Raw genomic sequence first — 13,268 nt, forward strand, 5'->3', positions numbered from 1 at the left:
AAAATATGGAGCAAAAGAGGGTATTAAACAACCTAAATCGCCACCAATTCCCGAATGCCTTTTTCAGGCATTTCACTACCGACACCTTGTGCAATCACTTGCCCCCGCGCCATCACGGTATATTCATCTGCCAGTTCTTCTGCAAAATCATAAAACTGTTCAACCAAAACAATCGCCATTTCTCCGCCATCGGCTAACTGACGAATTACACGGCCAATGTCTTTAATAATCGACGGCTGAATGCCTTCGGTCGGTTCATCTAAAATCAATACCCGTGGTTCGGAAGCGAGCGCACGGGCAATCGCCAATTGTTGCTGCTGACCACCAGATAAATCTCCACCTCGTCGATGTTTCATTTCATCCAATACGGGGAAAATCTCATAGAGATGTTCTGGCACTTTTCGGGTTTTAGCGCCTTTAAATTTTGCCATCCCAATCAAAATATTTTCTTCAACGGTCAAGGTTGAAAAAATGTCCCGTCCTTGCGGTACATAAGCCAAGCCTTCACGTACACGTTGCTCTGGACTCAGTTTAGAAATGTCTTTGCCATCCAGTAAGATCTGCCCAGACTTGATCGGTAAAATGCCCATTAAACATTTTAAGAGGGTGGTTTTACCCACACCATTTCGCCCGAGCACCACTGAACATGCCCCCACGGGAGCGGCAAATGTCACATCTCTTAAAATATGACTGCCACCATAAAACTGATTGACGTCTTTGACTTCTAACATGGTCTGCTCCTTAACGTCCGAGATATTTTTCAATGACATCTTCATTGGCTTGGACTTCGGCCAATGTACCCTCTGCCAAAATCGCACCTTGCGCCAACACGGTGACTTTTTCACTGATGGTGTCAATAAAGCTCATGTCATGTTCAACCACGATAAGGGTATGGTTCTTTTTCAACTCTAAACATAGCTCTGCGGTACGCTCTGTTTCAGCATCGGTCATTCCTGCTACAGGTTCATCCAGCAAAATCAATTTTGGACGCTGCATTAGTAGCATGCCTATTTCTAACCACTGCTTTTGACCATGTGACAACAGCCCTGCCGGTTTATGGATCAATTCTTCTAAGCGGATTTGTGCTAAAGATTCGTCCAAGGCGTTTTGCGCATCTGGATCGAGTTTGCTGAAAAAACTCTTTTTCACCCGTTTATCTTTAGGTGCAGCCAATAACAGATTTTCCATCACGGTAAAATTTTCAAATACGGTTGGCTTTTGAAACTTACGACCGATTCCGGCTTCTGCTATTTGCTCCGTGCTCATTTTTGCCAAATCATAGGTTTGCCCAAAAAAAGCCGAACCTTCTGTTGGGCGAGTTTTACCCGTAATCACATCCATCAGCGTGGTTTTGCCTGCACCATTGGGACCAATGATGCAGCGCAGCTCACCTTCTTTGATATATAACGACAAATCATTTAATGCGCGGAAAGAATCAAACCAAACGCTGACTTTTTCTAAATACAGGGCAATCCCGTGACTGAAGTCCGCACCCTGCTCTTTCGGTCGTCCATAACCTTCTGCGGCATGACCGCCATGCGGTTGAACCCATTGATCATTCATTCGCTGCGCTCCTTTTTAAACCGCTCTAATAGCCCAATCACGCCATTTGGCAGGAATATCGTTACCACAATAAACAGCGCACCTAAAATCAATAGCCATACCTCTGGATAAGCCACCGTGAAATAGGTCTTCATCCCGTTGATCAAACCTGCACCCAGTATCGGGCCAATCAGCGTACCGCGACCACCTGCAGCCACCCACACCGCCATTTCAATCGAATTGACAGGGTTCATCTCACTCGGGTTAATAATACCGACTTGGGGTACATACAGAGCGCCTGCAATCCCTGCGATCACGGCAGACAACACCCATGCAGAGAGCTTGTACCATAAGGTGCGGTAACCTAAATATTGCAAACGGTTTTCACTGTCACGAATTGCACCAAGTACGCGACCATAGGGTTTATTCATCAGGTGACGTAAACCGACAAAACAGATAAGCAAAGTCAGTGCCGTGAGGAAACACAAGGTTGCACGCATTGGTGCAGAGGTAATATCCATACCTAAGATGGTTTTAAAACCGGTAAAGCCGTTGTTACCGCCAAAGCCTGTTTCATTGCGGAAAAACAGTAGCGCCGCAGCAAAGGTCATGGCTTGGGTAATAATTGAAAAATACACGCCTTTAATTTTTGAGCGGAAGGCAAAGAAGCCAAAAATGAAGGCAATCAGTCCTGGGACCAAAACCACCAAAGCCAATGCCCACACGATATGTTCAGTACCCATCCAGTACCACGGTAGCTCGGTCCAACTCAAAAAGCGCATAAAGTCGGGTAAGCCATCGCCTGCCGCTTCACGCATGAGATACATACCGAAGGCATAGCCGCCCAAGGCAAAGTACAGACCATGCCCTAAGCTTAAAATGCCGGCATAGCCCCAAACCAAATCTAAGGCCAATGCCACCAAGGCGAGACACATAATCTTGCCAATGAGCGTGACCCAATACGCTGATAAATGCAGTGCTGAATCGGCGGGTAATACATGTAACCAAGGTAAAATCAGTAAAATGGCAAAGCACACGGCAATCGCCATACCGCTATAGGGTTTATCCGATAATAACGAAGTGATTTTCATGCGCTTACTCCACAAAACGGCCTTTGATGGCAAACAAACCTTGTGGACGTTTTTGAATAAACAAAATCACAAGAACCAGTAGAATAATTTTCGCTAAGACTGCACCCATGCCGATTTCCAGCACTGTGCCACTGACACCTAGACCTAAAGCCGCCAATACTGCGCCCCATACTTGGCCAACACCGCCAACCACAACCACCAAGAACGCATCGATAATATAGTTTTGTCCTAGGTCAGGACCGACATTGCCGACTTGTGCTAAGGCACAGCCTGCCAGACCTGCAAGCCCCGAACCTAAACCAAAAGCCATCATGTCAATGCGGCTAGAACGGATACCTACGGCCTGTGCCATTTGACGGTTTTGCGTCACGGCACGAACAAATAAACCAAAGCGGGTTTTATTCAGCAAGTAAACCAGTAATAGGAGTACCGCAACGGTAAAGCCAATAATGGCAATACGGTTATAAGGCAGCATCAGACTCGGTGTCACAGCAATGCCCCCTGACAGCCATGAAATATTCGACACCTCAACGTTCTGCGCACCAAAAACCATGCGCACCACTTGCATTAAAATTAAGCTCACACCAAAGGTGGCTAATAGTGTTTCCAATTGACGGCCATACAAGGGACGAATAACAGTACGTTCAATCAACATGCCGATCAAAGCACTTACAATAAATGCAGCAGGAATCGCGGCAATCAAGTACCAATCGACATAGCTACTGAGATAACTCTTAAACAGGCTTTGCACCACATAAGTGGTATAGGCCCCGATCATGATCAGTTCACCATGCGCCATGTTAATCACGCCTAGCAGACCATACGTAATGGCTAAGCCCAACGCCGCCAGTAGTAAAATACTGGCCGTGCTGAGACCTGAAAAGACATGTCCAGTCCATTCACTGGCCTGAATACGAGTTTTAATATTGCTCTTGGCTTCTGTCAGTGCGGCTTTTAACTCAGGATGCAGGTTGGCTTGTTGTAATTCCTGTTCCACCATCGCCAACACATCGGGACGGTTAGAATCTTGCAGCACTTTGGCCGCCTGTATTTTTTGTAAAACATCAGGGTTTTGATAATCCAAGCGTGCTTTGAGCTGCGCTAAACGGGCTTTAACTTTGTTATTTTTTTCATTTAAATACAATTGATTAATATTTTTAACATCCAACTCAGCCAAGTTATTTTCTAAAATATCAATTGCATCCAAACGTTGGTTTAAATCATCCGATTGCAGCTTTTCTTTCGCTTGCGCAAACGTTAAGGCTTTACGAAGGGTATTCACCAAGGTGACTTGAGATAAATCGGCAGGCCAATCCGTCACGGTTTGCAAATCAGGATAGCTCAATAATTTTTCGTCAGTTTCTAAAATATAGGTTTGACCGCTTTGACCACTATATAACTGGTCTTTTTCGACCAATGCGGCCAACTGATCTAAGGATTCAATATCGCCCGGCCATTGATTCAGTAAACTGCGGCGCTCGGTAAAACTACCGCGAACAAATTGCTGAATGGCGTCACCTTGCTGCACAGATTGCACCGTAGGCACGACATTCGCTGCAGTTTCTGCATGCACGATTTGCAGACAGAATAATTGGCTCAGGAATAGAAAAAGGATCGGGAAATTGCGTAATTTTTTCATCTTATAAGCATCCCTATTGAGTAATAGAACAACCCCATCTAGGGATCACATCAAAACATGCCCACTACACAATGGCAGCAGGCATTTGGATTGAATTATTTCGGGATGTACGGGCTCCATGGCTCTGCAGCAATGGTTTTTGCGGTTTTGTGCACCACATCAAACTGACCATCGGCACGGATCTGACCAATCATGACTGGTTTATGCAAATGATGGTTCGACGCATCCATTTGCAAGGTATAGCCCGATGGCGCTTTAAATTCTTGGCCGGCCATAGCTTCACGCACTTTATCGACATCTGTGCTTCCTGCTTTTTCTACCGCTTGTTTCCACATATTGATGCCGACATAGGTAGCCTCCATCGGGTCATTGGTCACAAATTTATCGGCATTTGGCAGTTTGTATTCCACGGCATACTGCTTCATTTTATTGGTGAATTCAGTATTCACTGGATTTTTCACCGACATGAAGTAGTTCCACGACGCCAAGTGTCCTACCAGCGGCTTGGTATCGATACCGCGTAATTCCTCTTCACCCACAGAGAACGCCATCACTGGAATATCCGCAGCTTTGATGCCTTGGTTGCCCAATTCACGATAGAACGGCACATTTGAATCGCCGTTAATGGTCGAGATCACAGCAGTCTTTTTCCCTGCCGCAAACTTCTTCACATTGCCCACAATGGTTTGATAGTTGCTATGACCAAATGGGGTATATTCTTCCATGATGTCTGCATCGGCAATGCCTTTCGACTTCAAAAATGCACGTAAGATTTTGTTGGTGGTACGTGGGTAAACATAGTCTGTGCCCAATAGTACAAAGCGTTCTGCCTTACCACCCTCTTCACTCATCAGATATTCAACAGCAGGAATCGCTTGCTGATTCGGTGCTGCACCTGTGTAGAAAATATTTTTAGACTGTTCCTGACCTTCATACTGAACAGGGTAGAACAATAAGCCATTTAATTCTTCAACCACGGGTAAAACCGACTTACGAGATACCGACGTCCAGCAACCAAAAATCACGGCTACTTTGTCTTGGGTAATCAACTGACGGGTTTTTTCCGCAAATAGTGGCCAGTCCGATGCAGGATCCACCACCACAGGTTCTAGTTTTTTGCCCAATACCCCGCCATTGGCATTAATTTCATTAATCGCCATCAAGGCCGTATCTTTTAGAGAAGTTTCTGAGATCGCCATCGTGCCTGACAGCGAATGTAAGATCCCGACTTTAATAGTATCGCCACTTGCTGCAGCGGCTTTTGGTTCTGATGTAGCGCTTTCTGTTTTTTCTTCTGCAGGTTTTGAACAGCCCGTTAAAGCAATCGCCCCAGTCATCGTTGCCGCTAAAATACTTTTAGCAAATACATTGCGTTGAAACATTATTCACACTCCCAACCTAAGCTTGTAATTCACATTTTTAAAATGCATTTGTTGTCTTTCATCACAACAGAGCAATTCAATAACTGTGCCAAGCCTTATTTTTTATTTTGATTGAGTGCTTTTATTTATTTTTAAATGTTATTTTTCACATAGTTACAATCATAAAATTTGCTTTTAATTTTTTATGGGTCGATTCAAAAATCGTAAAATCACCGCAAAGATGCATACAAACTTGTATCCAACATTTGACCTATAATTGAACAATTTTGCGACGTTTTTCAAAAAACACGGTGTTTTAGCACACAAATCATGCAGCTTTTCCTACATTTGAAGCAAAAAAAAACCACTTACGTGGTTTTTTCTTATTGCCATTTTAAACTGCCAAATCGGCTAAATTACCCTTCTGCTCTAGCCAATGCTTACGGTCTGAAGAGCGTTTCTTCGCCAATAATTTGTCGAGTAAACCTGAAGTAAACTGTACGTCATCCAAGTCCAGTTGCACTAAACGACGTGTATCGGGATCCATAGTCGTTTCACGCAGCTGACTCGCGTTCATCTCGCCCAATCCTTTAAATCGTGTGATTTGAGGATTTTTGGTTTTACATTTCTTTAAGATGCTTTCTAGTTCATCTTCATCCAAGGCATAGTGCACATCTTTATTGTCATCTATACGGAACAGCGGTGGCATCGCCACAAACAGATGTCCTTCCTCAACCAAAGTATGGAAATGTTTGACGAACAGTGCGCAGAGTAAAGTCGCAATGTGCAAACCATCCGAGTCGGCATCGGCCAAGATACAAATCTTGCCATAACGTAGTTCTGACAAGTCGTCACTGCCCGGATCTACACCAATCGCAATCGCAATATCATGTACTTCTTGCGATGCCAAAACTTCGTCTGAAGACACTTCCCAAGTATTTAAAATCTTACCGCGGATCGGCATGATCGCTTGGAAGTTCTTATCACGTGCTTGCTTGGCAGAACCGCCCGCTGAATCCCCTTCCACAATAAACAGTTCAGATTCTTCTAAGGTATGCCCCACACAGTCAGCCAGTTTACCTGGTAAGGCTGGACCTGAAACGATCTTTTTACGTTCAACTTTCTTCGCAGCTTTTAAACGGCGACCGGCCTTGGCAATCACCATTTCTGCCAGTTGCATAGCAATATCGGAGTTTTGATTCAGCCACAGTGCAAAGGCATCTTTGGCAATATTTAACACCACACTAGAGGCTTCACGGCTTGAAAGTCGTTCTTTAGTTTGACCTGAGAATTGTGGCTCTTGGAATTTTAAAGACAGAATAAAGTTGACACCATCCCACACATCTTCGGCAGACAGCTTCATATTACGCGGCAACAAGTTACGTAATTCACAGAACTCACGAATCGCATCTGTCACACCCGAACGTAAACCGTTGACATGTGTACCGCCTTGCGCAGTTGGAATCAAATTGACATAACTTTCTTGAATCTGTTCGCCGCCTTCAACGTTCCAGCAAATGGCAAATTCAGCACTAGCACGTTCAGCTTCACCAGTCGCCACAAATGCAGGAACAGGCACAATGTCACGGTCTTGTAGCTCATCCATCAAATAGTCGACCAGACCATTTTCAAATTGCCATTCGATCTTTTCGTTGTTGATTTGATCGATATAAATAATCTGCAAGCCTGCCGCCAAAACAGCCTTGGCTTTTAAATTGTGTTTTAAGGCTTTCAGCGCAAATTTAGGCGAATCAAAATATTTGGCTTCAGGCCAAAAATGCACGGTAGTACCCGTTGCACGTTTAGCGCATTTACCTTCCAACACCTCAAGCGGTGCCACAGGAACGCCATGTTCAAAGGCCATTTTATATAGATTGCCTTGACGCTGAACTTCCACTTCAACACGATCTGACAGTGCGTTCACCACCGAAATACCCACACCGTGTAAACCACCTGAGAATTGGTAGTTATCGGTACTGAACTTACCACCGGCATGTAATTTGGTCAGAATAATTTCAATCCCGCTTTGACCATACTCAGGATGAATATCAACAGGCATACCGCGTCCATTGTCTTCTACCGACAAAGAACCATCTTTATAAACCGTCACAGTAATTTTGTTGGCATGACCTGCAAGCGCTTCATCGACGGAGTTATCTATCACTTCCTGCGCCAAATGGTTTGGTCGTGTAGTGTCTGTATACATCCCCGGACGACGACGTACCGGATCTAGGCCAGATAAAACTTCAAGTGATTGAGCCGTATATTGCGTCACGTTGCAAAATTCCCTGCTTTTTGGTTAAAACATTTCTTCGAGCGCTACAGTATATGCTTTTTTATTAAAATGCATATCTCTTGCGATCAGCCGCCATTTTCTTAAACAATTTAAACGTCAAATGATGTCGTAACTGCCCATTTTTTGTATGTTGGATCTAACTTTTCAGCATTTGTATTGGATCATTTTATTTAGGCATATTTTTGACAGCATCAGATAAAAACTGCAAGAGCATCGGTATTTTTTCTGCAAAATCATCCATGCCATGTGTTCCACCCACCTCAGTGATCAGCATAGCCGTGCCGGCTTGAACCGCACTATAAAAACCAGCAGCATCACGATAATCCAAGGTTTCATCACCTTGTTGGAGCAAGACCAACAGTTGATCTGCATTTTCAACCTTAGATATAGCCAAAGCCTGCATTTGATTGAGCTGTGCATCATCCAAGCACCACGTTTCAGTCACCTGATAAGGCAATGCCGTCTCGCCAAATAAATCACGAAATAATTGCCATGGATAGACCGCAGGATTGATGAGCACCGCAGGAATGTGATGGCGTGCCATCAACTGCGTCGCATAAAAACCACCTAAACTACTCCCCACTAAAACCACATCATCCAAACCTTCAATCAGCTCTGACATCTGCTGCATTACCTGTAGCGGTGGCATATTCAAATCTGGCAAATGCACTTGCACACCATTTAAGTCTGCACAATAGTGCCGCAATATCTGCCCTTTCACTGAATTTGAGTTACTTTGAAAACCATGCAAATACACAATATTCATCATTTTGATTCCAAATTGATCTTTAAATTGCTTTAAAAGTGGCATATAAGTGCTAACTGCGTCACATTTTCTAAATTTGAATTTTTAGTAAAATTGTCAGACAAAAGGCATTCACCGACAGGTCTGTTATCGGTATTGTAAAAGCTGTTCGTGAGAATTTTATAAAATAAACAATGAAACTTCAGGCTATTCCAGTAATAAATACAATCGAGGGATAGCATTGAATGTAAGGATAGGAACATTATGCCTAGCTTAACACCATTGCATGAAACCTATTGTAAATGGGACCGCACGCCACCCAGTCAAGCAGATGTGCTGGAAGGTTTGGCACAACTCGTGACAATGCGTTTTAGTGATGTCGTGCATGACTTGATCAAAAACATTCAACGTGAAATTTTAATCAGTATTTTTGGAATGAGCGAACAAGGCTCGAAAGCCTTTCATAAGCAGCCGACCATTGCACGGATTTACGAATTTTCTTACAACACCTTTTTCAATTATGGCAATTATTTACTCGCACCATCGCTGCGTAGCATTATTGAAAAATTCCCACGCTTACACGACAAACCGCTTACGCCGTCTTTACATTTTTTAGTGGGCGCGCTGAATGGGGTCTTGGGCGACTATTTACTGAAATATCACAACCCGATGGCCTTACCAATGGTGGTTTACGACCATTATGGTGCGGTACAAAAAGGCGAATTAACCGGTCGTATTACCCTGTTGATTCATGGGCTCTGCATGAATCATCTGTCATGGTCGACAGCCAAATATGGCGGCATTGGTGAAAAATTACTGTCACAACGTGACCACAACACCATGCTGTATTTAAATTACAACACGGGTCGTCGTATTTCGACCAATGGCCGCAGCCTTGCCAATACATTAGAAGATTTGGTTCGTCGCAACCCAGGTATTACCAGTATCGACTTAATTGGTCATAGTATGGGGGGCTTAGTGTCCCGTAGTGCCATTTTTTATGGCAAACAAAATATGTATCAATGGATTCATCAAGTTGAAAATCTAGTCTGCTTGGGCTCACCACATCATGGTGCGGTACTTGAACGTGTCGGATTTCATTTGCAAGATCAATTGGGGCGTTTCCCCTTGGTCAAAATCGTAGGTCACGTGGTGAATATTCGCAGTAACGGCATTTTAGATTTGCGCTATGGCAGCGTGCGTGATGACGATTGGGAACATAATGATGTCCGCATTGGACTCATGGACGACAACCGTAAACCTGCCCCGATTCCATCACACATCAATACCTACCTCGTGGCAGGGACCATTGAATATGAACATCGTCGCAATAAAACGCGACATGTGATTGGAGATTACTTGGTCAGCGTGAAAAGTGCCTTAGGGGAACACCCAAATGCACGTTATCAGCTTAAAGTGCCAGATTCACATAAAGCGATTTTTTATGGCCTGAACCATTTTGAAATTCAGCATCACCCTCAAGTGGCCGAGCAAATCGTGCATTGGTTCTATCCAAATAATGACGATAAAGCTTGTGATCATATCTATGAATTTATGATGGACTTGGAAAGTATGGAAGGCATTGCCCTCACCTAAGGTAAAATTTCCACCATGTGTATGCGTAAAAAAGCCCTCAACTGAGGGCTTTTTTATATATCATTGAATTAAAATTTATCACGTAAACGTGGCACTGGTTTGCTTGGGTATTTACGTAATAACTGCCAAAGACTGAGCAAAGTTAAGACCGTAAAAAACACCAATGACCAAACCGGTAATGATTGTCCCAAGAACGTCCAATCTACTTTGGCACACTCACCAGAGCCGGTCAGTACTTGTTCAAAGACTGATTTTAAGGGCAGCGTTTCTACCCAATAATCTAGTCCCGGGCCACAGCTCGGTACTTTGTCTGGCGGTAAATTTTGCAGCCAAATATGACGCGCAGCCACCCCAGCAGACCATAAAATCGACAGTGTCCCCAACAATGCGTAAATGCGTTTACCCCAATTCGATGCTGGATTGTGAATCAACGCAATCAATGAAATGATGCCGAGTCCAATCAAACCAATACGTTGGAATACGCATAATGGACAAGGTTCTAAGCCTTGTACATGTTCTAAAAACAGCGCAAAAGACATACCGATCACGCTGGCTAAAAACAACAAACCACTCACGAAGCGGAAACTCCATTTCATGGTAAATCCTCTTAAAATTTTTTATCTAAAGTTTTTCAAATATTCTTCAAAACTCAAGGTGCAGTCTTGCTCAAGTTGAGCCTGTTTTTCTAAAGACTGCTCAGCAGCTTGTGCAAAATATGCTGCAGTTTCAGGGCTCAAAACATGCTGCTCATACACTTCAGCATGTTGTAAGGCCATAAAGCTACCAAAGCCCCAAGTTCCACCTTGTTCTAAAGTATCGCTAATCATACGTGCCGACAATGTTTCATCGACTTCATCGATGCGTGATTGCATCACAGCCATTGCCTGAGTGTAAATATCTGTATTGTAAGAATCATCCAGCAATTCAGCCAACGGTTGCATCGCTGCAACATGTGTACGACACCATGTTTCAATTGGAATCGCTTGGCCTTGCTGTAAAATCACTGCGTTTGGCGCACGGCCACGGTTTACTACTTCAGCCTGATTTTTCTCAATTTCATTTTGTTCGGCATCTAACAATGCTGGGCTGTCTTGCAATAAACAGTATAAAGCCACCACTTCGAGCAAGCCTGCCGTGTCTTCATTGATCCCAATTGGGCTATAAGGATTGACGTCTACTGCGCGTAATTCTACATAACCCACACCACGATTTTGCAGGGCTTCAGATGGTGTTTCACCATCCTGTGGCACTTGTTTCGGACGAACCAAACTGTAGTATTCATTTTCAATTTGCAACACGTGGTCATTAATTTGAATCGGTTCACCCTGTTCATCATTTAAACCTAAATGACTAAATGCGGCATACGGGGTATGCACCGCTTTTTGCAAACCTTCCAAATATGCCTGAATGTCGTTGTAGTGAATCCCTAACTGTTTTTGTGCTGAATTCTGATAGCCAAAATTTCCCATACGCAGCGCCGTTGCATAAGGTAAAAATAACGTGCCTTTTAAGAGTGGTAACAGCTGATGTTCACGTCCAGTCATAAAACATTTACACACCGACGGGCTCGCCCCAACCAAAAACATCACCAATGGCGTTAAACGAATAAAATTACGGATCAGGCCGAAATAACGATGACTGCGATAATCTTGTAAGCTCAATGCTTTGAGAGCATCGTCAGTTTCGTGTTGTTGTAGTGCTTCAAAGAAATGATCTGGGAAGGATAAATTATAATGCACCCCTGAAATGGTCTGCATCCGGCGACCATAGCGCACCCCTAAACCACGACGGTACAAGGTTTTAAAACGTCCTATATTCGAGCTGCCATATTGCGCTAAACGAATACTGTCTTCATCTTTATCCAACATGCATGGCATCGACAATGGCCAAAGTTTTTCACCATGTTCCAAATGCGTATGTGCAACAGCATGTATATCTTGCAGATAGTTCAACGCCTCTGTAATGGTTTCTTTTGGCGGCGTGATAAATTCCATTAAAGCTTCAGAATAGTCTGTCGTAATATGCGGATGAGTCAAAGCCGCACCCAAAGCTTGGGGATGGTCGGCCTGAGACAAGAAACCGTTGCTTTGCATACGCAAGCTTTCACGCTCAATACCGCGCAATATTCCTTTAATCAGCGAAGAATCTACCCAAGTCGGTAAAATGTCTTGAGAGGTCGATTCGGGTTGACTCATTGCTATCTCGCTTAAATGGAAGAAACTACTAAAATAAAATCATCAGTTTATATCAGTATAACGCGATTTGAAGTGGGCAAATGACCCACTGTATAGTTTTGAGACAAACCGTGATTTTATTTTGGCAATTTTTTATCACAAACTTACTCTATATGACATTTGAAATTTGTGATTTTATAAACAAATATATGCTAATAATGCTTAAAACTTATGAATTATCAAGATATTCTCGAATTTTGGTTTAACCCAGAAAATCAGCCCAATTGGTTCGCTAAAAGCAATAATTTTGATGTTTTAATCGAAAAAAAGTTTAAAGACATCCATCTTGCAGCCAGTCAAGCAGAACTATGGCAATGGCGTACGACTGCTAAAGGTCGTTTGGCTGAAATTATTGTTTTAGATCAATTTTCTAGAAATTTATTCCGTGATTCTGGCTTGGCTTTTGCCCAAGATGCACTGGCTTTGGCGCTTGCACAAGAAGCCATCGCGCAGGGTTTAGATCTACAATTAAGCCCTGAACAGCGCTCATTTTTATATATGCCCTTTATGCATAGCGAATCGACAAAAATCCATCAAAGCGCGTTAAAATTATTTGAGCAACTGGGCAATCCGATCAACTTAGAATTTGAAAAAAAGCATAAAGTGATTATCGATCGATTTGGACGTTACCCGCATCGCAATGCGGTATTGGGCAGAACATCTACAGCAGAGGAATTGGAATTTTTAACCCAACCCAATTCTAGCTTTTAATTGACGGCTTTTGGCCAGTATCTCCCCCTTGCCATGAACCGACTGAACAGGAG

General features: G+C 43.4%; 11 protein-coding genes. 2 read left to right on the forward strand and 9 right to left on the reverse strand.

Annotation, left to right across the window (positions count from 1 at the left end; all coding sequences use genetic code 11):
* Positions 1–32: 32 nt before the first annotated feature.
* From urtE to FTU65_RS05130, 7 genes are all read right to left on the reverse strand, one after another.
* Positions 33–731 carry an urea ABC transporter ATP-binding subunit UrtE gene (urtE, locus tag FTU65_RS05100; RefSeq protein WP_068532840.1) on the reverse strand — a complete coding sequence of 233 codons (699 nt, stop codon included), beginning with the start codon at positions 729–731 and terminating at the stop codon, positions 33–35.
* Between the two features lie 10 nt (positions 732–741).
* Positions 742–1,563 (reverse strand): urea ABC transporter ATP-binding protein UrtD, encoded by an 822-nt coding sequence (gene urtD, locus FTU65_RS05105; protein WP_068532837.1) that lies wholly within the window; start codon positions 1,561–1,563, stop codon positions 742–744.
* Positions 1,560–2,633: an urea ABC transporter permease subunit UrtC gene (gene urtC / locus FTU65_RS05110; protein ID WP_180004373.1), complete on the reverse strand. Its 1,074-nt coding sequence runs from the start codon at positions 2,631–2,633 to the stop codon at positions 1,560–1,562. The genes urtD and urtC overlap by 4 nt, the downstream gene beginning before the upstream one ends.
* Positions 2,634–2,637: 4 nt before the next feature.
* Positions 2,638–4,272, reverse strand: coding sequence for an urea ABC transporter permease subunit UrtB (gene urtB / locus FTU65_RS05115; protein WP_180066484.1), 1,635 nt, complete (start codon positions 4,270–4,272; stop codon positions 2,638–2,640).
* A gap of 95 nt (positions 4,273–4,367) precedes the next feature.
* Positions 4,368–5,654 carry an urea ABC transporter substrate-binding protein gene (gene urtA, locus FTU65_RS05120; protein ID WP_180004371.1) on the reverse strand — a complete coding sequence of 429 codons (1,287 nt, stop codon included), beginning with the start codon at positions 5,652–5,654 and terminating at the stop codon, positions 4,368–4,370.
* 373 nt (positions 5,655–6,027) lie between these two features.
* A complete protein-coding gene (parE, locus tag FTU65_RS05125) occupies positions 6,028–7,908 on the reverse strand; it encodes a DNA topoisomerase IV subunit B (protein ID WP_180066486.1) in 1,881 nt (626 codons plus the stop codon).
* Between the two features lie 187 nt (positions 7,909–8,095).
* Complete coding sequence (locus FTU65_RS05130) at positions 8,096–8,695, reverse strand: YqiA/YcfP family alpha/beta fold hydrolase (protein ID WP_180041431.1); 600 nt, start codon at positions 8,693–8,695, stop codon at positions 8,096–8,098.
* Between the two features lie 243 nt (positions 8,696–8,938).
* On the opposite strand from FTU65_RS05130, the gene FTU65_RS05135 reads away from it, so the two are divergent.
* Positions 8,939–10,270 carry an alpha/beta hydrolase gene (locus FTU65_RS05135; RefSeq protein ID WP_180066488.1) on the forward strand — a complete coding sequence of 444 codons (1,332 nt, stop codon included), beginning with the start codon at positions 8,939–8,941 and terminating at the stop codon, positions 10,268–10,270.
* 68 nt (positions 10,271–10,338) lie between these two features.
* On the opposite strand, the gene FTU65_RS05140 is transcribed toward FTU65_RS05135, so the two are convergent.
* Entirely contained in the window at positions 10,339–10,866 is a 528-nt protein-coding gene (locus FTU65_RS05140; protein ID WP_180066490.1) for a disulfide bond formation protein B, read from the reverse strand.
* Between the two features lie 21 nt (positions 10,867–10,887).
* Entirely contained in the window at positions 10,888–12,465 is a 1,578-nt protein-coding gene (gene gshA, locus FTU65_RS05145; RefSeq protein WP_180066492.1) for a glutamate--cysteine ligase, read from the reverse strand.
* A gap of 210 nt (positions 12,466–12,675) precedes the next feature.
* On the opposite strand from gshA, the gene FTU65_RS05150 reads away from it, so the two are divergent.
* Complete coding sequence (locus FTU65_RS05150) at positions 12,676–13,215, forward strand: DUF924 family protein (RefSeq protein WP_180066494.1); 540 nt, start codon at positions 12,676–12,678, stop codon at positions 13,213–13,215.
* The last annotated feature ends 53 nt before the right edge of the window (positions 13,216–13,268 follow it).

This window comes from Acinetobacter sp. YH12129 (assembly GCF_013418685.1).
GTDB lineage: Bacteria > Pseudomonadota > Gammaproteobacteria > Pseudomonadales > Moraxellaceae > Acinetobacter > Acinetobacter amyesii.